Consider the following 23637-nt stretch of genomic DNA (forward strand, 5'->3'; position numbering starts at 1 on the left):
CTAACCGGACACGTGTCCACTTGGAGGTCTGATGAGCATCCAGAACAAGGTCGTGATCGTCACCGGGGCAAGCAGCGGGATCGGAGAAGCCACCGCATCTCTGCTCGCTGCGCGAGGCGCCCGAGTGATGCTGGCGGGACGCCGCGCCGATCGGCTCGAGCAGGTCGCATCTGCGATCGGTGGGGACGTTGCCTGGACGGTCACCGATGTAAGGCGACATACGGACGTCCGTGCTTTGGTTTCCGGGACGGTCGAACGTTTCGGACGCCTGGACGTCCTGGTCGCGAACGCCGGCGTCGCCACTGTGGCTCCGTTGGACGACCTGACCGACGAGCAGATCGACGACATGGTGAGCGTGAACCTCAACGGTGTCCTGCACGGAATCGCCGCTGCACTGCCAGTCTTCCGCAGTCAGGGTAGTGGCCACTTCGTGCAGACGGTCTCGACTTCCGGCCTACGGATCGTGGCCGGCCAGACGGTGTACGCCGGGGTGAAGAACGCGGTCCGCACGATCAGCGAGGGCCTGCGGCAGGAGGTGGGCCCGTCGATCCGAGTGACCGCGGTGTCGCCCGGCATGGTGCGCACCGAATTCGTCGGCGAGCGCCCGCCCGCGTCCAACCCCACTGCCCTGGCCACTTGGGAGCAGGTGCAGAAGGTTGCGATCGCACCGGACGCGATTGCCCGGGCCATCGCGTTCGCGATCGAGCAGCCAAAGGACGTGGACGTGAACGAGATCGTGGTGCGGCCCACGGCGCAGGGGTGACTTTCCTCAGCTCGTAGGTTCGAGACGGGCGCTTCTTGGGTGTAGGTCGGTGGCCGAGGCTGGGAGGTGAAATCATGATGGTGTGTCTCTCGCGGCTTACCTCTCGTCCTTCGCTCCGCCCGTCGATGCATCGGTTCTTGCCGACGCCAACGATCGCCTTCGGGATGCGGAGTTCTGGCCGGCGTTCCTGCTCAACACCCAAAGTTCCGAGACCGCGGTAGAGGCTTTCGGCGTAGATCCGGCCGATGTCGAGGAGTATGCCGAGGCGCTGGTCCAGGACGAGAACGTCTGGCCGGTCATCACGGTTGAACTGGCTCAGGGGCATACGTTGCTGATTCTGTTCCGGGTGTTTCCCGACGACGCGGGCATCGACTACCTGATCCAGCCCAAGGGCTCGGACGAGATGATTGCCTTGGCCCAGCTCGACGGCCACTTCTGCGGTCCGGGCCTGCGCTGGAGCGAAGTTCTTTCTGCGGCAGCGCAGGTCTCGACTTTGAGCCGGGCCGAACGGCTCTTGCTCTTGCTTCCTGCCTTGGGCGACGACGAGTTGCCAGCGGACGCAGAGGACGTGGTGGCAGCTGCCCTGGGCGAGGTCGGCGTTGTGCAGGTGGAGGATTGCTTGACGATTGCTCAGGAGATTCTGGAGGCGCCGGACTGGGGTGCGCAACCTTGGGGCGAATGGAAAGGCCTGACCGTATGTTTCGGGAGCCACAGCCTGCGCAGTACCGATACGCCGCCCGAGCGTCTTGCGTTGTTCTCTGAAGCGCTTGCCTAGCGCGCCCTGACCCACTTGTCGGTGTACTTCAGCCCGGGGCGGTGAGAGTCGATTCAGGCCGGGAACCGCTTGACTTGGTCCCGGTCGTGACCCTGACAGCGGGCACCGCGTGAGAACCGATCGATCGGTGCCGGGGCGTCTTCTACCGTTCGCCGCGGACGTCGGCTGCTGGTGCCGAGGCGAAGGCCGCAACCAGGAGGGGTTTTCATTCATGCACGGGTGTCGCCCAAGCATGACTTACGCCACAGCAAGTCCGTGTGATTCACTTCGGCCACGCACAGAATTTCGTAGGAGCGGATAGGTCCTGCCCCAGAGTGACTATCGGCGGCTCTCGATTGCTTGACCAGTCGATGTGAGGTTCCCCTACGCTGCCGTCCATTCAGGCGGAGGCGGAGGAAGAATGCGAACGAAGCTCAAGACCCTGACCTTGGGTACAGTCGCCGGACTGGTTGCGGGAGTGTGCTTTCCTGCGGCGGCGTCCGCGGCCGGTGATACTGATCCGCTGTTCTACAGCGGAGTGATTCGCGTGGAAGCCGATGGAGCGCAGTTGCGTGCCGCTGCGGTTCCGGAAACTCCCGTGAGCGTGGAGTATTGGCCGGACGCGAAAATCGGTGAAGCCATCGAGCCGCAGGTCCTCGCCACGACCACAACCGACGGGAGCGGAAAGTACAACCTTCGCCTGGACCCTGATGACACAAAGGTGCAGAAGGCTCTGGCCAAGAACGGCGACTGGCTGAATGTCGTGCTTCGCTACGGGGAGGGGACCTCCGGAGACTTCACGAATATTGCTCAGCGCTGGAACGGCAAGACGTGGGGCGATCCCAAGCGTCCCGATACTGCACCCGGTAAGCAGCATGTCTCCACGATCGAGAACGCTCCCGGCACGTCGCGGATCAGTGCGGCGGCGCGGCCGAAGTGCTACTGGTACGTGACTGGAAAGCCCAAGGCGTACACGAAGATCGCCGAGTACCACAGCTCTGCTAAGACTTCTGGTAGCTGGGAGTACGGTCAGACGGCTGACAGCAATGTCGAGGTGGGCCTGAAGCCCAGCGGTAAGGGCTGGGAGATCAACGGGACCTCCCAGGTTGCCACCGTCAAGGGTGCCTCGGTCAGGGTCGACGAGGGCCGCGGACGGAAGGGCTACTACGCCACCACCCGCATGCAGTACCAAGAGGTGCGTCTGGACACGAAGCCGGCCGGCTCGTCCACCAGCACCACCTGTGGCGCACCGTGGTTCGGCCTGAAAGTCGGAACCAAGATGGTGACGGCCAAGCAGTGGCTGGGCGGCACCGCCAAGACCGGCGACGTGAAAAAGTACACCTGCGCCCAGGCCCCGCAGAAGTACAACGACGTCAACATGTTGAAGGGGACGACCTTCGTCACCACGGACGCCAAGGCGAGCAAACTCGGAGGTGCCGCCGTGGTCGGTGGGGCAAGTCTGGGTGCTACCAGCGGATACTCGAACAATGTGAAACTGACGTTGACCTGGCACAAGAAGGGCAAGGTATGCGGTGGGAATGCCGCTCCGGTTGATGCCAACACGATCTATGTCGACTGAACAAGTTTCAGCGCCCAGCCGACGTAGACGGTTTGTCCTGTTGGCTTCGGCCGTGGTCCTCATGATCGGCCTGGCGTCTGCGCTGGGGTACCTCGCAGTCCGTCCGTCCCACGCGCTAGAAGGTCCGACGAGTAAGACGACTACGGGGCTGCTCATGGACGTCGACGACTCGGCAACATGGGGCTTGCTTCTACTCCGGAACTCTGGTGATGAAGCGATCAGGTTGGAGAGCCTGACCCTGAACCCCGTTCAGAGCACCAGTAAGGTTCAGGACCCGATCGAAGTTCAGCGCGTGCAGGTCGTACCGACCGAGCTGACGAAGGGCGAGACAACGATCGGTACGTCAGCCGGCCGAGGCGACGATGTTATCCCCGAAGCGAAGCGCTCGCCGTTGGCCGGATACGAACTGGCCCCTGGCGTCGAAGTTCATGTCTTGGTTCAGTACCGGGCGCTGAAAGAGGGCGATTGGAAGTACGACACGGTGACGGTTGATTACAAGGACGGCCGTCGACCCGGGAGCTTGACGTTGAACCAGGGACTTGTGGTCTGCGCTCCGGCGGGCGCAATCCGCGCCTGTAGTTGAGTGCCGGTCGGGACCTGAAAACCAACCACAGGACGGGGTGCTCGCCGACAACGCCGGCGAGCACCCCGTCCTCAATTACCGGCCCTTAAAGCAGTTCAGCAACCAGACTCCCGGAACCCCAGGTCCGGCGCCGAGCCGCAGTAGCTCTCTCCCGAGGTGATCAAGGCGCGATCCCGGGCCGGCGATCCGGTCTGGGTGAAGTAGTCGTTGGTGGCAGGATTCGCGATCCACTGGGGATTGTTGATCACGTTGGCCTGACGGTCGTGGCCATCAGCGAATGCGGCACCCACGCGTTCGTCGCCGCCGAGGTCGAGGCCTGCTCGGTCGGTGAAAGAACCATGACCAGGCGCCTGTTCGCACGCGTGCGCCCGGACGAGCTGCTCACCGCGGACCGCGGTTTCTACTCCTTCGGCGGAGTACTCCGCTGACCCTGAGCTTGGGCACTGCGGGCGAAAAGTCTTTTCGTCCTCGAAACTGATCGGGTGTCAGCCGGCCCAGAGCACTGAGATGGGCAGCGCCACGATGCGCTCGCCGAATGGCGCACTTGTTGGCCCGGTATGCAGAACGATCCCGGCCACGAACTGATCACCGAGGCGATCTCGCATCCGAGTCAGCCATTTCACGTCTCGGCCGCCGATCGTGGAGGCGGCCTTGACCTCGATCCCGATCACGCGACCGTCCTTTGCCTCGAGCACCAGGTCGACTTCGGCGCCGTCTCGATCTCGATAGTGGTAGAGCCGGGCATCAACGTCTGCCCAGGAGAGCTGGCGCTTCAGCTCTGCGGCGATGAAGCCTTCCAAGAGCTGCCCGGCGATCTGAGGGTTGGCACCAGGCCCGGCTCCGACGGGCGAGACATTCACCAGGTCTGCAGCGACCCCGGAGTCCAGCAGCGCCATTTTCGGCCTGGACACAACCCGGTTCGACAAGTTGGTGGACCACGCCGGTAGCCGGTGGATCAGGAACAAAGTCTCCAGAAGGTCCAGGTAGGGAGCCAAGCTTCTCACGGGAATCCCTGAATCGGATGCGAGTTGGGCAGCCGTGAGCTCGGTGGCGTTTCTGGCAGCGAGAAGCTTGAGCAGCTCTGGGAGCTCGGCCAGTCGCTGCAGTGCGGAGATGTCAGCAGCATCTCGTTCCACGATCCGGCGGACATAGTTCTCGAACCAGGCTGAGCGCCGTCTGCCGGACGGACGGGAGACTGCCTCGGGATATCCACCCGCGCAGGCAATTTCCAGGTAGTCGGCTCGAGTGAGGGTGCTTGAGTATCCGAGAAAAAGCTCGCCGGTCATCGCGCGGTCGATGAACTTCTCCAGCACTCCGGACAGTTCGCCTTGGCTGAACCCGTACAGGTCGATGTTCTCGGCGCGTCCGGCCAAACTGTCCTGCATCGCGGGCATCCGCAACAAGTTGGCCGAACCCGTCAGCAGGAACCGGCCGGGACGCCGATCTCGGTCAACGATCAGCTTGAGAGCGGGGATGAGCGTCGGTGCCCGCTGTACCTCGTCCACGACCAGAAGACCGCCGGGGTTCTGAAGCAGAAAGCCCGTCGGATCGAGTTCGGCCGAGGTGCGGCTCAGGTCATCGTCCAGCGTGACCAGCCGACCGCCGCCGAGCTGCTCGGCCACTTGCGTGACGAGCGTGGTCTTACCGACTTGGCGGGCGCCCTGGACGACAACGACCCGAGTATCGGTCAGGGCCTCCAGTACCCGGCCCGTTGCATGCCGCGTTCGTGCGTAGCCGTCGATCACAGCGCCAGGCTACCGCTGCCTCGCCGGTTCGCGGAACATTCGGCGCCGGTTCGCGGCACTTTGCTCGCCGTTTCGCGGTATCCAGTATCGTCCTGACGTGCACTTTTGCTTTTTTGCCGACAGGTTCGCAATGGGAAGGCCGGTCCGGTGGCAGAGCGCACTCGCCAGGGCCCGAATGACCCGGGCACACCGTTGACCAGGGGCATGCTGTGCTGGCGGACGTCCAAAGGGTTAAGCGTCTCGGCCTTCGTGCCGGCCAATCCTCCTCCGCCCGAAGATTTGGCCCTGGCGGTCGACTCGTTGTGGGACTCCTTGCGCTGACGCCTACTTTAGTGAGCAGATACTGGTGGTGGCGCAGGTCAGGCCGAGAACCGCTTGACCTGATCCGGGTGGATCACCACGCGCACGTGCGGCTGGGTCAGCATCGACTTCAGCGCAGCCTCGGCCGAATCGGTCATGTCCCAGTAGCGCTCGGCCAGGCGTTGCGCCAGATCAGGGACGCCGTCGGTCTCGATGGTGGTGGGCCCGGCGACCGATACCCAATGCTCGGGCTCGCCGACCGGAGCCGAAACGACGAGCGAGGCGCGTGGATCCTGTTCCAGGCGCCGGAGTTTGGCGCTGGGGGAGAAGGTGAAGAACTGTATCTTGCCGTCGGCGGTGACCTCGTACCAGAGCGGGCGGGGTTGCGGCGGGGTCGGGCCGGCCGCTGTGGTCAGAAAGCCGAACAATGGACGGTTGAGCAGGCTCAGATCCGCGGGCGTGAGCAGGCCGGTGGTCGGCTTTTCGTCGGTGCGGTTCGTCATGCTCCCCATTTCAAGGCACGAAGCCGGACGATTCCATGGGTGATACTCCACAACGCATGTCTGATCGTCTAGCGTGTGTGGATGGATGTGCTCGCTGATCTGATGCGCGGGGTGCGGGCGCAGGGTTCGCTGTTCGGCAGCCAGACCCTGACGGCGCCCTGGCGGCTGGAGTTCATCGACGGTGCGCCGCTCACATTGTGCACGGTTCTCACCGGCGGCGGCTGGATCGTGCCGGAGAATGGGGCGCCCGAGCAGCTTCGGGCCCGCGAAACGCTGATCGTTCGTGGGCCGGGCACGTTCAGTTTCGTCGATGCGCTGGACACCGATGCCGAATCCGTTGCCTGCGGCGAGTTCTGCGCTACACCTGAGCAGGGCGGCGCCAGGTACCGGAACGGCTGGAGTGATGAGCAGCCGGCGTCCGACGACCAGACCACGCTGATCGTGGGCGCATATTCAGCGCAAGGTGAGCTGAGTCGTCCATTGTTGGAAGCTCTGCCGGTTGTTCTGCGATGTACCGAAAGTCCTTCGAGCAGCGGCGGAACCGCGGCCGTGGTGGAGAGTCTCGCCGCCGAGGTGGCGATTGACGCGCCAGGTCAGCAGGTCGTCCTCGATCGGCTGCTGGACTGGATGCTGGTCTGTACGCTGCGCGAGTGGTTCGACGATCCGGGCAATCAGCCGCCGGCCTGGTGGTCTGCGCAGCGCGATCCGGTGATCGGCAGAGCACTTCGCCTGTTGCACGCCGACCCGGCGGCGCCCTGGACAGTTGCCCTGCTGGCCGAGCAGACCGGTGTTTCCCGGGCGACGTTGGCCAAGAGGTTCAACGAGCTCGTGGGTGAGCCGCCGCTGACGTACTTGACGAACTGGCGGATGACGCTGGCGGCCGATCTGCTGGCAAGCTCGGCAACCAGCACGGTGGCCGATGTGGCTCGAAAGGTCGGTTATTCCGATCCATTTGGGTTCAGCGCGGCGTTCAAGCGGGTGCGGGGCAGCAACCCCAGCGACTTCCGGCGGGTGGGGCGAACGAGCGCTGCAGGTGCTTCAGCCGCTCGTCCGCCTGGCAGATAGAGGACCAGAACGCCGACTGCGGCTGGCTACCTGACCGTGACCCGGACCTTGCTCGCCGGGCCCTTCAGGTAGGTGAAGGATTTGCCCACCCGGGTAAGTGGCGCAACGCTGAAGGTGTAGGTCTTGCCCCGCTTCAGGTTGCCGAGCACGAGCTTGTTCTTCCAGACCTTGGTCTCGCGGGTGGTCTTGTTGCCGCTGCGGCTGTACGTGACTCCGGCGAGCTTGCCCTCGCGCAGGTTCGCCGGGTTCTTCCAGGTCAGCGTGACTTTGCCGGTCCCGGCCTTGGCCTTGAGCGAGCGCACCGCCGTGGGCTTGCCCACCGGTGTCGCCTTGACCGCATCCGAGACCGGTGACTTGCCCGCCGGGTTGGTGGCGACCGCGGTGAGCTTGTAGGTCTTGCCGCCGGTCAGGCCCTTGATCGAGCAGATCTTGAGCCTGGGCTGGGTCGGCTTCTGCTTGACCACGCAGCGGTGGTTGCCGGGGTTGGCCGTGATCGTCATCGAGGAGTAGACGGAAGAGTCGGCCACCGCGTCGAGCCGGTTGTGGAGGGAGTGGACCTTGTAGAAGCTCGGGATGCTGGGCGGGTAGAGACCGCCAACATACTTACTGGCCCAGTTCGACCGTCCGGCAGCATTTTCGGCGGCCAGCCGGAACCGGTACTCAGTTGAGTGCTTGAGCTTGGTCAGGCGCATCTCGGTAGCCTTCGGCCCAGCGCTCTGCTGGCTGAATGTCCTGAACCCGTCGTCGGAGTACTGGGCCACATAGCCGGTGACCGGGCTGCCCCCGTCGCTCGCCCCTGGCTTCCAGAAGATCGTCGACCCCTCGAGGTCCACTCCGACACCCCACTCCAGCACGGGAGCGTCGGGTGCTGATGCCGCCATCGAACTGGCGGGCAGGCCGATGCCGGCACTTACGACGAGAGCGATGACTGCTGCAGTCCGACCCAGGTCACGCCTGCGGACAAGGGGAAAAGAGAGTGGCACGTAAGAATAGTAGAGGCCTCAAATCCGACGTATAACCATTTAAGGGACAAGCTTTGGCCTCGGGGCGCCCGTTCGTCATGGGGCTTCTCGGACCCGGTCCCTCGGGAACTCTCGCTGGGGCATCGAGCTTCGTCGCTCGGCGGTCGGGGACTCGCTGAACTGTCGCTTGTACGCCTTGGCGAAGTGGCTGCTGTCGGCGAAGTGCCACTGTCCGGCTGCTTCGGTGGCCGTGAGCCCGGCGGAGATCAGGTCGGCCCGGGCCTGATCCAGGCGACGGCGGCGGACGTAGGCCATCACCGAGGAATCCTTCTAGTGGGCGAAGGCGCGGTAGAGGGTGCGGACCGAGACGTGTAGTCGCACGCAGTTATTGTCCGATTTGGATGGAGCGTTGGGTATCGTGACCGGATGCCGGCCAACGTGAACCCTCGCTCACGACCCCCGATCGATCCGGCCGGCTTCGACCTGAGCTTCTTTCCCGCCTTGCTGTTTCGGACCGATCATTCGAATGACGATGCCTGGGACGAGATCCTGGACGAGCTGGCCGAGACCGAGTACGGCACGGTCGACGTCCACGCCATCACCGGACCGGCCTGGGAAGGGGCGACGGTCGACGAGATCCTGGCCGCCATGCCGCCGCGAGCCCAGTCGCCGGTCGTCGTGTATGTCGCCGACCGCACCACCGTGACCACCGCCGGGTGTCCACTGCTGGTGGTCGACTTACGCGCCCAGGCTGAAGGGCCTAGGGAGGTCCGGATGGAGGCTGGTTCGGTTTCGCTCTTCCACGGCAACCTGGCGATCAGCAACATCGGGTTCTGGGACCTGCTGGAGAAGGCCGCGCTCGAACCGGACGGGATCATCCGGGACTGAGGAAGGTCAGCTGGGGCGATGTAGTTGAAGGACGTGGCCCATCGCAGCCGCCCGGGCCGCCGCTCGCCCGGTGAGTTGCTCCAGTTCAGACGCAGGAACAGCCTTGCTCGCGGTCTCCAGAACGGCCAGCGAGATCTCCAGCTTCTCGTCCTCGGTCACGCCCTCGAACGCGGCAGTGACACCTTCCAATCCTGCGAGAACCGCTTCCACCTTCCACAGCGACGCCTTCTCCACCCGCAGGGAACGCGCTACCTCCCTGCGGAACTGGCTTCGGTCAAGCGGCTCTTCGGTGTCGATGAACAGGTGGAACATGAGGGTGCTGCTGGCCGCGGACACCGCGAGCGGCAGGTCGTGCTCGGCCTGCTCCTCCGAGAGGCCGGCCAGCACTGCGCCCAGTTGCTGACGGCGCATCGGCAGGAACGCCGAGATCAGGGCCTGCACGTTCTGCTGGTTCACGGACATGGCGGTCATCCCGGTAACTTAACCCGCCTGCCGCTCCTGGCCCAGCACCCGCCAAGCGAGCTCCTGAGCCAGCTCGCGGTGAACGGGCAGGCTGTAGCCCGAGTCCAGTTCCATGACCGTGATGGAGAAGAAGCGGCCGTCATCAACAACCTGGACCTCAGCCCAGTGCTCGGCCAGAACCGCATGGTCACCCAGGCCCGCCACAAACGTCCATTCGCCCTGCTCGACTTGCCTCTCCATAAGGGCGATCTCGTCCTGCCGGGGGGTCATCGTCCCGTCACCGACCGCCAGAATCTTGAGGTCCGTGCCTTCCCTGGTCCTCGTCGCGCGGTACTGGCAACTGTCCGCCGACCACTCGTCGTACCCGACCCGGCCACCCACCACCGAGACGATCTTCTCGCTGGTCAGCGCCTCGCACAGGTAGCTCTCGGACGAGGCCTCCTCAGCCCGGCCACCGAAGATGAGAGCCACCGCGAGAATTACCACCATGGTCAGGAGGAAGAACCGGAAACGCTCCTTCAGCGTCGGCCCGAAGCTCATGCCCTCGAACTCACGGTTCGGCGGGGGAGCGTAGCCAGGCAGATCGCGCCGAACCCCCAGGTGAGGAAGCGGCGGCCAATTCTCCTTGCCCACGATCCGCCCTCCTCACATCGCCGGTGCTTGCTGTCCCGACAAGGAGAGGCTGCTCAGGCCACTGGCGTTGCATGGGGTGACGGGAAGTGGCGCAGACCTCGCTGAGGCGGCGGAGACTCGCCGCCCTTACCTGGGGATGTTTTCCAGGGCGGGGCGAAGTGCTCGGGCGTGCTCCACCGCCGGCGCTCGCAACGCCTCGGCCTCGTCGCGGGACAAACTCTCGGTGCCGAGGACCGCGAGCGTTTCGACGGGGATGCCGGCAAGCTTCTGTGGATCGGCGCCGACCAGCGCTTCTTGGTCTCCCTCGGCGCTGCGGAACGCTGCCTCAACCATCCAGGCAGCGAACTCCCCGTCTACTCGGGCCGCTACTCGTCGGCAGAGATCGGTTCTCTCGGACCAGCTCATCGGGGTGATCTTGGTGGTGACAGCCGCGGTGAAGGCGCCGAGGGACGCCGCCAGAACATCGAGTTCATTTTCGTGTGAGAGGTCCTCGCCGAACTTGACCGGCAGGAAAAGGCTGACCAGTTCAGCAAGGTCACGAGGCGGGTTGGACATGGCTAGCCCTTCACCTGACCGTTCATGACGGCTATCACCTCGTCCAGGAGAGCTTCCAGGGCAGGACCGTCTTCGATCTTCAGTTCACGGCGGATGCCGTAGGACAGAATGTGCTCGATCCGCGCAACTTCGGTGCGCGGAACATCGTCCACAAGATCTTCGTCGCCGTAGGCGTTGAGGATGACCCGTTCGGCCAGGACGGGGTTGAGACCCTCGGGCTGTACCCACGTCTGACGCACTTTGGTTGCCAGCTCGGCTGCTTGGGCAGGCGTCGGATCGTCGTCGAAGTACTTGTCGAGAGTGACCGCGAACAATGAAATGCCCGCGGCCATAAGAGTCTTGACATCTTCGGCGGTCGGCTCGAACTTCGGCGCGCCCTCGACACCTAGCGTCCATCGAAGGAATTTCTTCACGGAATCTGACATCGAGAACTCTCCTCAAGGCTGCTGCGTGACTGAAGGTTTCATCGGTCGTCGGGCTCTGGGGCATCTTCCCATGGGTAGCGTGTCCGCGGCGGCGGAGGGACTTCCTCAGGTATTTGCTCCTGGGCCCGGAACCCTCGAATTGTTCGTCGGACGACGTACTTGACGCCGAAGATGAAGATACCGACAGTGGTGATTCCACTTGCGGCGCTACCCACATCGGGCCCTGCCGTTGCTGCGGGCGAAGCGATGGGTGGCGAATCAGGGGTGCGCGTGCCGGCCCCGGTGATCTCGGGCGGCTTGGGCGGTCCCTTGATGATGTCCACTACGCCCTTGGTCAGCTTCTCGGTGTACGAAGCCAGGTCTCCGACGTCTCCAGGCTTCTCGGTGAGCTCAGCCAGGCGTCGATTGGTGCGACCGAAGGGACCTTTGGACTTCTTCTTGGGTGATGTTGGTACCCCGGCAGGATCACTACTGGCCGCGGGAGGAAACGAAGGAGCGCCGTTGCCCTTGCTCAAATTCGAGGCCAGGGCTTCGATGCTGGCGGCCTGGACGGAGATCGCCTTCAAGTTGGCGGCCAGATCGTCGAGCTCGCTCTTGACCTGGTCGAGTGTCGTAGCAGCCTGTTCAGCGCCCAGAGCGTCCATCAAGTTCGCCGCGTCCTCGGCATCCTGGGCGGTTGCTGATGCCTCGGACGCGGCAGTGCCGATCTTGGTGCCCACAGCGTTGATGCTCTGGGCGAGGTCGTCGATGTCGGACACTGGCTCTACCCCCGTGAGATGCCGTGTCCTCGGTCAGCTGTTCTCGGCCACGCTCAGAGCTAAGGCCTTGATCTCGTCAGCTCGTTCAGAGGCGCTTTGGAGCAGCTCCGAGAGCGCGTCGAGCTGGCTCTTGACCTCGGCCATTCCTTCGATCACGCCTTCCGCGCCGAGTGCTGCGGCCGTGGCGCCGACCTGCTCGGCCTCCTGGGCCGAGGCGCCGCTGGCGGCGGTGGCCTCGTTGATCTGCTCGGTCACGCCGCCGATGAGTTCCGCGAGTTCGTCGATCTTCGACATCCGGCTTGCCCCTCCGCTGCAACGATGTCTCGTAAGCCGCGAACATTACTGAACCGTACGTCTGATTGCTACCGTACGTGGTGAAGTCTGACCTTTTGTGAAGAGGGCGGGATCAGAGGAGGATGATCGTCATCGCGATGGTGCCGGTGGCGAAGACGGCGAGCAGCGCCAGCATCGCCATCACCCAGGTCGCGTTGCTCAGGGCGGCATCGCCGGAGCGCCGCAGGGCTGCGTAGGAAATCGCACTACGCATGAGCAGCAGTACGCCGCCGATCATTCCGCCGATCCAGGCGCTTCCTTGCCCTTCTCCGGATGCGGCCCTCATCACCGATCCCGCCCCGATCAGGAACACCACGACGCCGACCCAGAAGAAGAGGGCCAGGCCGCGACGCTGGCGTTGCTGCACTTCATCGAGCTGGTCGCGCAGTTGCTCGGACAAGAGCGCCTCGGCCACTGCGGGCGCCTGGGCTGCGCGAATCGCATCTACGTCCGCCGGCGGTGAACCGGCGGCCAGCGAACTGCGCCTACCTGGCACGGGAGTGGTTGCCGCGTAGTGCACGGACTGGTCGTCAGGGGCCTCGGCGAAGAATCCGGATCGCAATGGCGCGTCGTCCGTGAGTGCGTCTGGCAGCCACAGTTGCCAGCCTTCGGGCGGCGGGGGCCAGGACGGATCGGGCTGCCAGCCTGCCGGAGGCTTCCAGCCGATGGGTGCGGCGGGCCAGTTCGGTGGGGGATTGAAGCGCACGGCTGATCTTGCTCTTCAACTGTCGGTCTTGTCCAATTCATGGGGATTTTGGCGTTGGCGTCCGACGATGCCGGAGCCGTGTTTAGAGACACTGTTAGGCCCTTAAAAGTGTTTCTGAGCGAGGTTCGGGTGGCCGGGCGGCGGGATCAGGCACCCACGATGCTGCTCTTCTCGACGAGGGCGCCGTCGCTGAAGCAGAAGCGGTAGTAGAGGGTGCCTGACTCGTTGCTGACGTCGCTGGACAGGTAGTGGTCGCAGGTCGCGCCCTTGGGGCTGGGCTCGCGCTCGGTGTTGTCCGCGCCGTACACCTCGTTCTCGGTGAACTCCATCCCTTCGGGCAGTTGGGCGGTGACCGCGTCGGTGGTGTCGCCCACCTTGATGGCCGCGTAGGTGGCCTCCGAGACGGTGTTGTCCTTGAACAGCTTCCAGAGGAAGAAGCCACCGCCGGCCAGCAGGGCGACGCCCAGGACGCCGACGACCAGGAGGGTGATCAGGACCTTCTTCATGACGATGGCTCCCTTGCGTAGATCCGGTTCTTCTTGACGTGAAGATCCTGGCAAGGGGTGCCGGGCGGGCTCGACCACATTAGGGCTGATCCGCGTTCACCGCCGGTGGTACGAAAGTTGCATCGAACCGGACCAAAAGACGAAGGTGCCCGCCGTCCACGACGGCGGGCACCCACGTCCTCAATTACTTCTCGGCACCACCGCCGGGCTGCAGCACGCCGTTCACGCTCAGGGTGTACGACGCGTACTGCTGCACCTGCTCGGTGGGTTCGTCGTAGGCCACGACCGCGACCACCTCGTCGGCCTTGCGCAGCTGACGCACCTCAGGGCTCTTACGGTCGAGCTGGATGCCGGCCCGGCCGTCGAAGCTGACCTGGACGGCGCGCTGGCGGCGGGTGTCCAGGCCGATCAGCCGCACGTTCCAGTTGTGCACCACGACGGGGACGATCTCGGTGGGGGAGTCGAACGGCTCCAGGCTCGAGCCGTCGCTGATCTTCACCGAACCCACCGCGAGGTCGTCGATCAGCAGGCCGCCCTCGTTGACCCCGCCGTCGCTGACGTAGCGGATGCTGAGCAGAACGTCCTTACCGGCGTAGGCCGACAGGTCGAACTCCTCGGCCTGGAAGCCCTTTGTGGTGCCGTTCAGACCCGGGCCGAGTGGGCCGTCGAGCGTTCTTGTGCCGGGAATCGGCTCGCTGTAGGTCTTTCCGCCGTCGGTGGAGACGCTGACGTAGCCGTAGTCGTACGTGGACTCGGCGCCGTACTTGGCCTGGAACCGCAGCGTCGGGTCGTTCTTGGGCACACTGACCGGGGTGACCAGGGCGGCATCGGTGTTGTTCGCGTTCCCGGAGAACAGCACCGGGTTGCCGGGCCGGTCCGCGTCGTCGTCCACGATCGTCCAGGCCAGCGGCAGGGCCGGCAGCGTCTCGGCACCGCTGAAGGCGAGCGAGTCGATGTCCTTGCCGCGGATCGCCTTACCCTCGGCCCGCACCGGTACGTAGTCCGCACCGTTCGGCGAAACCCCCGGCTTGACATACGATTCCGGGTTCTCCAGGTTGACCGCCGCGAGGAGGCTCTTGCTGGTCACATCGGCTTTGGCGGCGCCGGTGATCCGCGACTTGGGGTTGCTGTCGAGGAACTTGTCCAGCACCAGCGCGGACTGGAAGTCGTGCAGCACGTCCTCCAGGCTGTCCACGCCGATCGCCTTCAGCTGGGCCCGCACACTGTCCAGGCCCTGGTGCTCGCCGTCGCGGTGCAGCGCGGAGATGAAGTCGGTGCCGTAGCGATCGTGCAGGAACAGCAAGAACGCGTACGCGTGGCCGTAGTCGGCCAGTACCGCGTTCGGGTTGTCGGTGTCCTCACCCCAGAGGTTCAGCGAGTTCTGGGCACCGCCGCAGTTGCGCGGGTTGGGGTTGGCCGGTGTCTTGACCGTCCCGTAGCCCAGGAAACAGTTGAGGTGGTTGTCGAAGCCGGACTCGTTGATCGAGGCGGTGGTGTTCGAGTAGCCGGTCAGCGCGATGGCGATGTCGGACAGGCCCTCGTTGAGCCAGACGCTCTCGTCCGGGTCGGCGTAGTACTGCAGCAGGTGCTGCCACTCGTGGCCGAAAACGCCCTCGTACAACCAGGGACGAGCGGGTCGGCTGGTGCACAGGTCGTCGGTTGCGGCGTCCGGTGGGTTGGCGGTGGTGCGATGCGCCCAGTCGAAGGCGTCGATCGTCATCACGTTCCGGTCGAGGATCTCGTTCAGGTACGAGGAGAAGAAACCGGCGATGTAGGTGGGCTGGGCGGGGAAGTTGTAATAGTTGCCGTCGCGCACGTTGTCGATCAGAGTGACGGTCCGGGCGCCGCCACCGGTGTAGTCACCACCGTTGCCGTTGGCGTCCGGGCCCAGCAGGGCGTTGCTGCCGTCGCGGTCGGGCGGGGTGCTGAACGCCGCCGTCTCGGTCGGGTACATGTTGGTCTCGAATTCCTCGACCAGGCCGGCGACCTGCTCGTCGGTGACCGTGGTGGAACCCTCGACGGCGTTGCGGCAGTCGCCCTCGGGGAAGGCGATGTCGTTGGCCACCCACACCTCGATGTGCTCGCCCACCCCGCGCAGCGTGTAGTCCTTGCGGTAGTAGTAGCCCTCCTGGTCGTCGTTGGCCACCCACTGCCGGACGGTGCCGACCTCGGGCGTTTCTCCGGCCTGGGCCTGGGCCTTCAGCCGCGACTGCTTCTCGGCCTGGTAGCTGCGCGGCGCCTTCAGGGCCTGGCCGTCGACCACCTGCGGCGTCTTGGTGCCCATGGTGATGTCCGAGACGACCTCGGCCGGAGTGGGCTCGGCCGGGGCGGCGGCACTGGGGCCGACGGGCAGGACCAGAGTGACGAGCGGGACTGCGAGAGCGAGGGCGACAGGCGCCGCCAGGCGTTTCCGGACCATCAAATCTCCTTGAGACGTGGACGGAGCACGGTGCGCATCGGGGCGGGCGGGCTTTCGGCGCCGGCCCCGCCGGATGCGTGAACGCACCCGAAGCGGGACTGACGGTAGCTGAAGCGTCACTGAAAGTCATGGCAGTTGAGTAGTCCGGACCCTTTGGGCGCTCCGGGTACCGGCTGGCACTTCCGCTCCTGGGCAACCGGTTTCGCGCGGCCGATTGGTCGGCCGATCGTTCGCTGTTCTAACGTGCACCGTGCCAAACCAAGTAACTGCCCCGCCGATGCGCCAGGCCCAGCACGCGCTGCGCCTGGATCTGGTCCGCTCGGAGAAGGCGTCCGTGCACCTGATCACCTTCGTGGTCGCCGCGGTCTCGACCATCCTGATCACCCGCGCCTACCTGGCCCTGACCGGGTACCCGAAGATCGGCGGGGACAGTGGGCTGCACGTGGCCCACGTGCTGCCCGGCGGGCTGCTGATGCTGGCCTCGATCGTGCTCAGCTTCTCCTACGTGGGGCGCGGGCCGCGGCCGATCGCGGCGCTGCTCGGCGGAGTGGGCTTCGGGCTGTTCATCGACGAGGTGGGCAAGTTCGTCACGGCCGACAACAACTACTTCTTCGAGCCTGCCGCCGCGATCATCTACGTGGTCTTCGCCGCCCTGGTGGTGGGGGCGCACGCCTGGCGTCGGCACCGTCCGCTGACCGATGAGGAGAAGGTGGCCAACGCCGCGCACGTTCTGGTCGACGGGTTGGCGGGGCGACTGCCGGACCGGCGCCGGCAGGAGATGCTGGCCACGCTGGAGTCAATGGGAGACGTGCGTGGTGCCCGTCAGTTGCACGAGTTGCTTTTGTCGGTGGAGCCGCGTACCCCGGCCTTGCCGCAGCATCTGGAACGACTGTGGCAGCGCGTGCCCGAGGGCTTCGACCGGATCGCGGAATCCCGCTTCGCGGCGCCGGTACTGGGCGCGTTGTTCGCCCTGCAGGCGCTCGGTGCGCTGATCGTGGCCGTGGGTCTGTGGCGCACCGGCACCTCGTACGCGGTGATCATGTCGGGCGTGCTGGCCGGGACCGCCACCTCGCTGGTCTTCGTGGTGCTGGGGCTGCGTCGCGGGCGGGCGGGAGATCGCCGCAGCGCCCTGGACTGGTTCCAGCGGGCCGCCCTGACCAGCCTCCTGCTCACCCAGGTCTTCCTGTTCACTGCCTCCCAGTTCGCCGCCACCGCCGGTCTGGTGGTCGACCTGATGCTGCTGGGCCTGGTCGCCACCAGCCGGGCCCGGGTCCGGCGCTGAACCCGGTTTGGGGTCTGGCCAGCCGGGTTGCCAAGATGACGGCGTGACTCTGAAGCCCTCGTCGAACCTGCCGGCCGCGTCGTGGATCACCGACGCCGAGGAGGAAGAGGACTGGACCCAGCTGGCCGGGTTCGGGCCGGCCGGCCTGCCCGGGTACCTGCGGGTGCGCATCCTCCCCGACCCCGAGCGTCCGTTCATGAGCGAGAACGACGTCACCGGCGAACACGACGAGCAGCAGCTGATGCGCCTGGTGCTCGACGTGCTCAGTCGCCACACCGGCACCGCGGAGGGCTGCTACTTCGGCCTCTGGGACGGCTGGGGCACCCACATCCCCGGCTTCAAGCCGATGATGCGCATCCCCAACCGCGCCTACTACCTGTTCGAGGGCCCGCTCGCCGAGGCCGGGCAGTGGAGCATCGAGGGGCACGACGAGCCGCTGCTGCCCGCCTTCGTCTGGCCCTCGGACCAGGCCTGGTGCGTGGCCAAGGACGTGGACCAGCACTGGATCGGGATCGGCGCCCCGGAAGCGGCGATCCAGGAACTGCTGGCCGTGCCCCAGCTCGACGCGGTCCCGGCCGACCCGGCCGAGCAGCAGCCGTTCTACCTCTGAGGGGTGGTACGGGATGGACCCGGAATGGATCCCCCCACGTCTGCGCGGCCCGCTCGGGGTGGTGTTCGGGGTGATCGCGGTGGGCGTGCTCGGAGTCTCGGTCTACCGCACGTTCTGGCAGGGCGAGGTGATCTCCGGCAGCTTCATCGGGCTGATGGCCGGGGCCTGGCTCGGGTACGGAATCCACTTCTGGCGGCACCGGTGACCAGGTAGTTCAGGGCCGGCGGGATGTGCGAGGCTCGGCGCGTGCAGCGCCCGGGTCTTCGTCTGATCAGCTTCGTCCTTGCGCTGGTGGTGATCGGGGTTGTGGTCTGGCTCTTCCTGCCGGTCTCGGCCGAGGGCCTGCGCTCCGGTCTGGAAGGCTTCGGCTGGGTCGCCGGGCCGGTCTTCGTCGTGGTCAGCGCCCTGCTCGGCCTGGTGTTCGTGCCCGGTCCGCTGCTGGCCGCCGCCACCGGAGCGTTGTTCGGCACCTGGCTCGGTTTCGGGCTCGGCCTGTGCAGTTCCGTGCTGACCTCGGTCCTGGCCCTGCTGATCGCCCGCCGGGCCGGGGCTCCGGCGGTCGAAGAACTCAGCAACGAGAAGGTTCAGGCGCTGACCGACCTGGCCCGTGAGCACGGCATCGTCGCGGTCACGTTGCAGCGCCTGATCCCCGGCATCCCCGACACCCCGGTCTCCTACGCCTTCGGCCTGATCGGGCTACGCGCCCACCAGATCGCCCTCGGCACCCTGATCGGCTCGGCGCCCCGCGGGTTCGCCTACGTGGCGCTGGGCGATGCCGCGGCCTCGGGTGATCAGCGGCTGGCCGTCGTGGCGGCGGTGATCGGCACGGTGCTCAGCCTGGTGGGTGTGCTGGCCGGGAGCCTGCTGGTTCGCCGACGCCGTTCGTCGTCCTGATTGACAGACGTCAAATATGCGGGGTTGGGCCTGGGCGTCCTGGGCCCTCGTGCCGGGGCATTGCCTCGGACGAGGGTGCCTGTCTTCCATGATCTGATGGGCAACTGGCCGGTCGTCGTCACCAATCGATGTGCGGACGCCTGCGCCGCCCAGTTCCAGCTGGGCAGCCGTGCCGAGGCCAGAGACTGGCTGGAGTCCGAGATCGTGCTCGAGGGCCGGATCACCGACCGGCTGCCCCCCGAAGCGGCCGGCCTGCACAGCCGCACCGGCTGGTTCCTGGTGTTCGACGACCTCCTGGTGCTGTCGCTGGGCAACGACTGGCTGGGCCGTCAGGTCTGGGTCGCCACCAACTGTTTCGCCTGGCCCAAGGGTCCAGAACCGCCTCACTCCAGCTTTTTTCGGCGCCTTCGAGGCCGCCGGCCGTGATCAGGACCAGAGTTCGAACGGCTCATCGACCTCTTCGCCGCGCAGTAGGGGATCGATCAGCTCGGGAAGTCTTCCGGGGTAGAAGCGCTCGCTGCTGGCGCTCAGCTCGGCCAGCGGCCACCAGCGAAAACTGAAGTAGTCCTCCAGCTCTTCCGCCAGCCGGTGCGAAACATCCAGTTCTGGGCCGGGAATCGGCAGTCGCAGCAGCACCACCACCTCGTCCTGCACATGCCGGCGCTGCCGATACGCAAAGGTCGCCCTGCGTCGCCAGGTCGGCGGCCCCACCTGGGTGGGCGTCACCACGATGCCGGTCTCCTCGTAGAGTTCCCGCACCGCCGCATCCGCCATCGATTCCCCCGCCTCGATCCCGCCGCCGGGCAGCTCCCACCAGTGGCCCACCTCCGGCCGATCCGGATCCTGCGTGTGCAACAACAACGCCCGGTCTTTGGAATCAACCACCACCACCCGCACCGCCCTGCGCTCCACCACCGGCAGATCGTCCGGCAATTCATCCATGCCTCGCACCGTACCCGGGTGCTGCTGCCCGCGATCGGGAAGACAAAACACGCTATGAGGTGGCTTTGTCTCCCCGATCAGGGTTGGAAGGGCGATAACAGGCTGTGCCGGGTTGAGGGTGGACGTGCCGGTCATGGCGATAGCAGGCTGTGCCCGGTGTGGAAGGCACTGGTGCCTTTTGGCGGCCAGGGCGGTCGAGCTCGGGGAGTCAGGAGCGCGGCGGGGGAGACTTCTAGATGGGTAAGGTGACGGCCCAAGCTGAACCTGGAGATCCTGCGTTGATGTTCGCTCCTGCCGCCGAAGCCGGTCTGTTCTTCCCGCCCGAACTCGGTACCACTGCGCTCGTTCTGCTTCTGCTGGCCGCCTTCGCCGCGGGGTGGGTGGATGCCGTGGTCGGGGGCGGCGGGCTGCTGCAACTGCCGGCGCTGTTGCTGGTACCGGGGTTGACGCCGGTGCAGGTGCTGGCGACGAACAAGCTGGGGTCGATCTTCGGGACGGCGACGAGCGCGCTGACTTTCTACCGCCGGGCCAAGCCCGACCTCAGAACCGCGCTGCCGATGGCCGGGGTGGCGCTGGGCGGGAGCTTCGCCGGGGCGTCGATCGCCTCGGCCCTGCCGGTTGCGGTGTTCAAGCCGGTGATCGTGGTGGCGCTGATCGTGGTCGCGAGCATCACGCTGGCCAAGCCGGCGCTGGGGCAGAGCACGGCGTTGCGGTACTCGGGGCACGCGCATCTGCGGGCCGCGGTGGCGGTGGGGCTGGCGATCGGGGTCTACGACGGCGTGCTCGGGCCGGGCACCGGGACGTTCCTGGTGATGGCCATGGTCAGCCTGATCGGTTACGACTTTCTGCAGGCCAGCGCCAAGGCCAAGATCGTCAACTTCGCCACCAACCTGGGCGCGCTGCTGTTCTTCGTCCCGACCGGCTCGGTGGTGTGGGGCCTGGGCATCCTGCTCGGCCTGGCCAATCTGAGCGGCGGCTACCTCGGTGCCCGGATGGCGATCTCCAGCGGGGCCAAGTTCATCCGGGTGGTCTTCCTGGTCGTGGTGCTGGCCCTGATCGTCAAGGTGAGTCACGACATCTACGTGGAGAACTGGGGCTGAGGCCTCAGGCCAGCGCGGAGCCTTCCCGGCGGGGCGCAGGTGGCTGAACCCGGTCGGTCCGGCGCCGGCGCACCCGCAACTGGGAAGAGCGCTTGTTCTCGTACATGCCCATGTCGGCCTCGCGCATCAGGGCCTCGGGGTCGGCGGCGGGCTCGGCGCTCCACGACATGCCGGCGCTGACTCCCACCGAAACCACGACTGCACAGTCGCCGGAGGGAATCTCCAGCGGCACGTTCAGGCAGTCCTGGAGCTGATCGGCCAGCGAAGAAGCAGCCTCGGCCGAGGGCATCTGCGGGACCACGACCACGAACTCGTCGCCGCCCATCCGGGCCAGCACACCCTCGCCGGGCACCGCCTCGGCGAAGCGTTCCGCGACCTTGACCAGCAGGGCATCACCGGCGCCGTGCCCGTGCTCGTCGTTGATCGCTTTGAAACCGTCGAGGTCCAGGTAGATCACGGCCAGACCGGGGGAGCGGCCGACCGGACCGGCCAGGACACCGCCGAGTCCGCCCCGGCTGAGCGTGCCGGTGAGAGCGTCGTGGGTGGCGGCGTGGTGGAGTTCGGCATCGCGACGAGACTGAGCTTCGGCCAGCTCATTACGCAGGGCCACGGCCACCCGGGCCCGGCCGACTCCACGCACGATCAGCACGCAGCCCATCAGCGCCAGCAGCACGGTGAGGTGCACGTTGGTGGCGGACGAGAAGGCACTCGGCACCTGGCCGGTGGCGACGAACCAGCTCATCGTCGCCGCCCCGGCCAGCGTCATGAACACGCCGAGGCCGGCGGTCCGCCAGGAGCTGTCCCGCTCGGTGAGCTCCAGCGCGGCGATGCCCATCACCAGCGGGAACATCGCGGGCAGATGGGTGGTGGCGGTCGCTCCCCAGATCACCAGGCCGACCAGGAACAGGTACAGAGTGAGGCTCTGGCCGCTGCGCGAGCGCGCCGCGATGGCGGCCTGGACCGGTGCCGCGTAGAGCACCAGAAGCAGGCTCCAGGTCGTCATCGTCACCGTGAAGGAGGCCCGCGGTTGCCCCAGCCAGCCAAGGACGAACCAGGTCACCGCGACCAGCAGCACCTCGATCAGGAGAACGACCGTGGCATGCAGCAGCGGTCGCCCCGCGGCCCGTTCCGGTTCCATCCCAGCCTTCCTGACAACGTGAGCACTTGCGTCTTCACGTAGAGTCGGCGCTGGAGCCGGGGACCTGAGCGCATTCACCCGGTTGCCATCCCCCGAACGGGCTAATCCCCGCTGCGGACAGTGAGTTTCGGTGGGTGGTGGCGACCAGAGAAAATGATGGACGTCGGCGCGCGGTTCGGCCGGAAAGGCACCTTCGGGATGTCGACGGGCAGTGAACCCCGAGAGCACGTACGGCGCTGCCTTGAAGACCCTGGTCTTCAAGGCAGCGCCGTAAACGCGACTACTCCACGCCGAAGCCGTCGGCGATCCGGTGGTACTGGGCCGCCTCGATGTCGGCCTTGCGCCGGGCGCAGGTGCGGGCCAGCGTGCGGTAGGCCCAGCCGTTGCTCGGGCTCTGCTCGATCAGCCGGCGCAGCACCCGCTCGGCGTTGTTCAGCTGGGCGGAGTTGAAGTAGGCCCGGGCCAGCAGCTCGAGGAACGAATCGGGTAGGGCCGGAAGCTTTTCCAGCGGGGCGGCGATCTGGGCGGCCTCGATCGGCATGCTCATCTCAAGCATGCTCTGGGCGCGCAGGTAGAGGTCGTGCGACCTCTCGTCGATGGTCATCTCGGGCTCGCTCACGGCCTGCACAACCAAGTCCGGGAGCGGGACATTCCTCACCACTTGCCGGCGGCGAGGTCCTCCATCGACAGGACGTTCTTGGGCGGCTGGATCTTCAGCTTCTGGTTGAAGTCGGTGAGGACCACGCTGGCGCCCGGGCCGGTGTAGGCCACCAGCTCGCCGGAGCCGTCGGCGGCTACGTAGGCCACCCCCTTGGCCTTGGCCCGCTTGATCCCGATGGTCTCGCGGCCCTGGAAGGTCTTGCCCTCGACCTGCTGCAGGTTGCTCTGCGAGCTGTGGACGCCGACGATGTCCTCCAGCAGGGCGTCGATCTCCAGGATGTCGAACATCGCGTCCAGGTCCTTGTCGCTGCCCTTCTCGTAGGACAGCCAGCGGCCCTGCATCGCGTCCAGGAAGCCCTGGTCGCCCTCGGCCATCTCCACCAGGTCCTTCTTGCTGAACTGCATGTAGCCGGTCTTGCCCACCCCGATGATCTTCATCGTGCCGGTCTCTTTGTCGTGCACCGTGCCCTTGATCCGGCCCTTGCGGCTGATCTGCAGCTGGTAGGTGAACTTTTCGCCGCCGTCGACATAGGTGGCCTTGGCCTTGACCGTCTTGGTCTTGGCGGTGGTGTCCTCGGCCAGCTGCAGGATCTCGGCCGGCTCCATGTCCGCGTAGGGCGCCTTCTCGCCGGCCACCGCGTCGTCCTTGATCTGCGCCGGCGGGCTGTCCCCGCCGGCCGGCTCGTCCTCGAGCAGGCTGCAACCGGTGAGAACGACGGCCGCCGCAAGCGCGACGGCCAGGGATCTGACAGGCAGGGCGGTAGACATGGCGACTTCCGTTCGCAGAGTCGGTTGCTCCAGGTGCGGGCTCCTGAGCTTAAAGTTCTCTGTGGGGAATCCGCCGACTTTTTGGCAAATCTGTCATTTGTCTGCTTCTCAGCCATCGCTCAGGATCAGCCGGCCCGACCAGAGCGACCCCCGGCAGCGGGCGCCCAAGGTCTGCGCGGTATCGGGGCAACAAAGTTTGTCGGGAGCAAACATTGTTGCCCCGATCTGCTTTCGCGCACTGGGGCCGGGGCCCACTACCGGCCGTGACCGGCTGGCCCGAACGGATTAGACCTTCTGGCGGGCC

At 66.0% G+C, this 23637-nt stretch carries 31 protein-coding genes; 13 read left to right on the forward strand and 18 right to left on the reverse strand.

Going from position 1 to position 23637, the window contains the following annotated elements:
- Nucleotides 1-28 precede the first annotated feature (28 nt).
- The 4 genes from LR394_RS17640 to LR394_RS17655 all read left to right on the forward strand — a co-directional run bounded on the left by LR394_RS17640 (nucleotide 29) and on the right by LR394_RS17655 (nucleotide 3679).
- Nucleotides 29-763, forward strand: a complete 735-nt coding sequence (locus LR394_RS17640) for an SDR family oxidoreductase (RefSeq protein ID WP_407937076.1) — start codon at nucleotides 29-31, stop codon at nucleotides 761-763.
- Nucleotides 764-845: 82 nt separating this feature from the next.
- Nucleotides 846-1538, forward strand: coding sequence for a hypothetical protein (locus tag LR394_RS17645; protein WP_231443256.1), 693 nt, complete (start codon nucleotides 846-848; stop codon nucleotides 1536-1538).
- 400 nt (nucleotides 1539-1938) lie between these two features.
- A complete protein-coding gene (locus LR394_RS17650; protein WP_231443258.1) occupies nucleotides 1939-3096 on the forward strand; it encodes a hypothetical protein in 1158 nt (385 codons plus the stop codon).
- A gap of 154 nt (nucleotides 3097-3250) precedes the next feature.
- Nucleotides 3251-3679 (forward strand): hypothetical protein, encoded by a 429-nt coding sequence (locus tag LR394_RS17655; RefSeq protein ID WP_231443260.1) that lies wholly within the window; start codon nucleotides 3251-3253, stop codon nucleotides 3677-3679.
- A 95-nt stretch (nucleotides 3680-3774) separates the two neighbouring features.
- On the opposite strand, the gene LR394_RS17660 is transcribed toward LR394_RS17655, so the two are convergent.
- A complete protein-coding gene (locus LR394_RS17660; protein WP_231443262.1) occupies nucleotides 3775-3927 on the reverse strand; it encodes a hypothetical protein in 153 nt (50 codons plus the stop codon).
- Nucleotides 3928-3942: 15 nt separating this feature from the next.
- Here LR394_RS17660 and LR394_RS17665 point away from each other — a divergent pair, with 15 nt between their 5' ends.
- The gene (locus tag LR394_RS17665; RefSeq protein ID WP_231443265.1) at nucleotides 3943-4107 is read left to right on the forward strand and encodes a hypothetical protein; all 165 of its coding nucleotides are present in this window, start codon (nucleotides 3943-3945) and stop codon (nucleotides 4105-4107) included.
- A 57-nt stretch (nucleotides 4108-4164) separates the two neighbouring features.
- Here LR394_RS17665 and LR394_RS17670 read toward each other — a convergent pair whose 3' ends face one another.
- Together LR394_RS17670 and LR394_RS17675 are read right to left on the reverse strand one after the other, a co-directional pair.
- The gene (locus tag LR394_RS17670) at nucleotides 4165-5424 is read right to left on the reverse strand and encodes an ATP-binding protein (RefSeq protein ID WP_231443267.1); all 1260 of its coding nucleotides are present in this window, start codon (nucleotides 5422-5424) and stop codon (nucleotides 4165-4167) included.
- A gap of 359 nt (nucleotides 5425-5783) precedes the next feature.
- Nucleotides 5784-6227: a pyridoxamine 5'-phosphate oxidase family protein gene (locus LR394_RS17675; RefSeq protein WP_231443269.1), complete on the reverse strand. Its 444-nt coding sequence runs from the start codon at nucleotides 6225-6227 to the stop codon at nucleotides 5784-5786.
- 81 nt (nucleotides 6228-6308) lie between these two features.
- Between LR394_RS17675 and LR394_RS17680 the strand changes: the two genes are divergently transcribed.
- Nucleotides 6309-7292, forward strand: coding sequence for an AraC family transcriptional regulator (locus LR394_RS17680; protein ID WP_231443270.1), 984 nt, complete (start codon nucleotides 6309-6311; stop codon nucleotides 7290-7292).
- A gap of 26 nt (nucleotides 7293-7318) precedes the next feature.
- On the opposite strand, the gene LR394_RS17685 is transcribed toward LR394_RS17680, so the two are convergent.
- Together LR394_RS17685 and LR394_RS17690 are read right to left on the reverse strand one after the other, a co-directional pair.
- Nucleotides 7319-8125: a fibronectin type III domain-containing protein gene (locus tag LR394_RS17685; RefSeq protein WP_231443272.1), complete on the reverse strand. Its 807-nt coding sequence runs from the start codon at nucleotides 8123-8125 to the stop codon at nucleotides 7319-7321.
- 225 nt (nucleotides 8126-8350) lie between these two features.
- On the reverse strand, nucleotides 8351-8569 hold the full coding sequence (locus LR394_RS17690; protein ID WP_231443274.1) for a helix-turn-helix domain-containing protein: 219 nt from the start codon (nucleotides 8567-8569) through the stop codon (nucleotides 8351-8353).
- A 111-nt stretch (nucleotides 8570-8680) separates the two neighbouring features.
- Between LR394_RS17690 and LR394_RS17695 the strand changes: the two genes are divergently transcribed.
- Complete coding sequence (locus tag LR394_RS17695; protein WP_231443276.1) at nucleotides 8681-9142, forward strand: DUF6924 domain-containing protein; 462 nt, start codon at nucleotides 8681-8683, stop codon at nucleotides 9140-9142.
- 6 nt (nucleotides 9143-9148) lie between these two features.
- Here LR394_RS17695 and LR394_RS17700 read toward each other — a convergent pair whose 3' ends face one another.
- The 9 genes from LR394_RS17700 to LR394_RS17740 all read right to left on the reverse strand — a co-directional run bounded on the left by LR394_RS17700 (nucleotide 9149) and on the right by LR394_RS17740 (nucleotide 15939).
- Nucleotides 9149-9613, reverse strand: coding sequence for a hypothetical protein (locus tag LR394_RS17700; RefSeq protein WP_231443278.1), 465 nt, complete (start codon nucleotides 9611-9613; stop codon nucleotides 9149-9151).
- A gap of 9 nt (nucleotides 9614-9622) precedes the next feature.
- Nucleotides 9623-10237, reverse strand: coding sequence for a hypothetical protein (locus LR394_RS17705; RefSeq protein ID WP_231443280.1), 615 nt, complete (start codon nucleotides 10235-10237; stop codon nucleotides 9623-9625).
- A 126-nt stretch (nucleotides 10238-10363) separates the two neighbouring features.
- The gene (locus tag LR394_RS17710; protein ID WP_231443282.1) at nucleotides 10364-10792 is read right to left on the reverse strand and encodes a hypothetical protein; all 429 of its coding nucleotides are present in this window, start codon (nucleotides 10790-10792) and stop codon (nucleotides 10364-10366) included.
- 2 nt (nucleotides 10793-10794) lie between these two features.
- On the reverse strand, nucleotides 10795-11217 hold the full coding sequence (locus LR394_RS17715) for a hypothetical protein (RefSeq protein WP_231443284.1): 423 nt from the start codon (nucleotides 11215-11217) through the stop codon (nucleotides 10795-10797).
- Nucleotides 11218-11255: 38 nt separating this feature from the next.
- Entirely contained in the window at nucleotides 11256-11975 is a 720-nt protein-coding gene (locus LR394_RS17720; RefSeq protein WP_231443286.1) for a hypothetical protein, read from the reverse strand.
- A gap of 33 nt (nucleotides 11976-12008) precedes the next feature.
- Nucleotides 12009-12269, reverse strand: a complete 261-nt coding sequence (locus LR394_RS17725) for a hypothetical protein (protein ID WP_231443288.1) — start codon at nucleotides 12267-12269, stop codon at nucleotides 12009-12011.
- Between the two features lie 112 nt (nucleotides 12270-12381).
- Nucleotides 12382-12723 carry a hypothetical protein gene (locus LR394_RS17730; protein WP_231443290.1) on the reverse strand — a complete coding sequence of 114 codons (342 nt, stop codon included), beginning with the start codon at nucleotides 12721-12723 and terminating at the stop codon, nucleotides 12382-12384.
- A 437-nt stretch (nucleotides 12724-13160) separates the two neighbouring features.
- Nucleotides 13161-13520, reverse strand: coding sequence for a hypothetical protein (locus LR394_RS17735; RefSeq protein WP_231443292.1), 360 nt, complete (start codon nucleotides 13518-13520; stop codon nucleotides 13161-13163).
- Between the two features lie 184 nt (nucleotides 13521-13704).
- Entirely contained in the window at nucleotides 13705-15939 is a 2235-nt protein-coding gene (locus LR394_RS17740) for a choice-of-anchor J domain-containing protein (protein ID WP_231443294.1), read from the reverse strand.
- A gap of 250 nt (nucleotides 15940-16189) precedes the next feature.
- Between LR394_RS17740 and LR394_RS17745 the strand changes: the two genes are divergently transcribed.
- The 5 genes from LR394_RS17745 to LR394_RS17765 all read left to right on the forward strand — a co-directional run bounded on the left by LR394_RS17745 (nucleotide 16190) and on the right by LR394_RS17765 (nucleotide 19151).
- Nucleotides 16190-17221, forward strand: a complete 1032-nt coding sequence (locus LR394_RS17745) for a hypothetical protein (protein ID WP_231443295.1) — start codon at nucleotides 16190-16192, stop codon at nucleotides 17219-17221.
- A 43-nt stretch (nucleotides 17222-17264) separates the two neighbouring features.
- Nucleotides 17265-17831: a hypothetical protein gene (locus LR394_RS17750; protein ID WP_231443297.1), complete on the forward strand. Its 567-nt coding sequence runs from the start codon at nucleotides 17265-17267 to the stop codon at nucleotides 17829-17831.
- 13 nt (nucleotides 17832-17844) lie between these two features.
- Nucleotides 17845-18036: a hypothetical protein gene (locus tag LR394_RS17755; RefSeq protein WP_231443299.1), complete on the forward strand. Its 192-nt coding sequence runs from the start codon at nucleotides 17845-17847 to the stop codon at nucleotides 18034-18036.
- 41 nt (nucleotides 18037-18077) lie between these two features.
- A complete protein-coding gene (locus tag LR394_RS17760) occupies nucleotides 18078-18725 on the forward strand; it encodes a TVP38/TMEM64 family protein (protein ID WP_231443301.1) in 648 nt (215 codons plus the stop codon).
- A 96-nt stretch (nucleotides 18726-18821) separates the two neighbouring features.
- Nucleotides 18822-19151 (forward strand): hypothetical protein, encoded by a 330-nt coding sequence (locus tag LR394_RS17765; protein WP_231443303.1) that lies wholly within the window; start codon nucleotides 18822-18824, stop codon nucleotides 19149-19151.
- Here LR394_RS17765 and LR394_RS17770 read toward each other — a convergent pair whose 3' ends face one another.
- Complete coding sequence (locus LR394_RS17770) at nucleotides 19152-19802, reverse strand: NUDIX hydrolase (protein ID WP_231443305.1); 651 nt, start codon at nucleotides 19800-19802, stop codon at nucleotides 19152-19154. It lies immediately after the preceding gene.
- Nucleotides 19803-19948: 146 nt separating this feature from the next.
- On the opposite strand from LR394_RS17770, the gene LR394_RS17775 reads away from it, so the two are divergent.
- Entirely contained in the window at nucleotides 19949-20767 is an 819-nt protein-coding gene (locus LR394_RS17775; RefSeq protein ID WP_231443308.1) for a sulfite exporter TauE/SafE family protein, read from the forward strand.
- Nucleotides 20768-20771: 4 nt separating this feature from the next.
- Here the strand turns inward: LR394_RS17775 and LR394_RS17780 are convergent, their stop codons facing one another.
- The 3 genes from LR394_RS17780 to LR394_RS17790 all read right to left on the reverse strand — a co-directional run bounded on the left by LR394_RS17780 (nucleotide 20772) and on the right by LR394_RS17790 (nucleotide 23333).
- The gene (locus tag LR394_RS17780) at nucleotides 20772-21905 is read right to left on the reverse strand and encodes a GGDEF domain-containing protein (protein WP_231443310.1); all 1134 of its coding nucleotides are present in this window, start codon (nucleotides 21903-21905) and stop codon (nucleotides 20772-20774) included.
- A gap of 280 nt (nucleotides 21906-22185) precedes the next feature.
- A complete protein-coding gene (locus LR394_RS17785; RefSeq protein ID WP_231443312.1) occupies nucleotides 22186-22524 on the reverse strand; it encodes a tetratricopeptide repeat protein in 339 nt (112 codons plus the stop codon).
- Nucleotides 22525-22559: 35 nt separating this feature from the next.
- Nucleotides 22560-23333 carry a hypothetical protein gene (locus LR394_RS17790; protein WP_231443314.1) on the reverse strand — a complete coding sequence of 258 codons (774 nt, stop codon included), beginning with the start codon at nucleotides 23331-23333 and terminating at the stop codon, nucleotides 22560-22562.
- Nucleotides 23334-23637 lie beyond the last annotated feature (304 nt).

The sequence above is a fragment of the Kineosporia babensis genome (assembly GCF_021129305.1).
Classification (GTDB): domain Bacteria; phylum Actinomycetota; class Actinomycetes; order Actinomycetales; family Kineosporiaceae; genus Kineosporia; species Kineosporia babensis.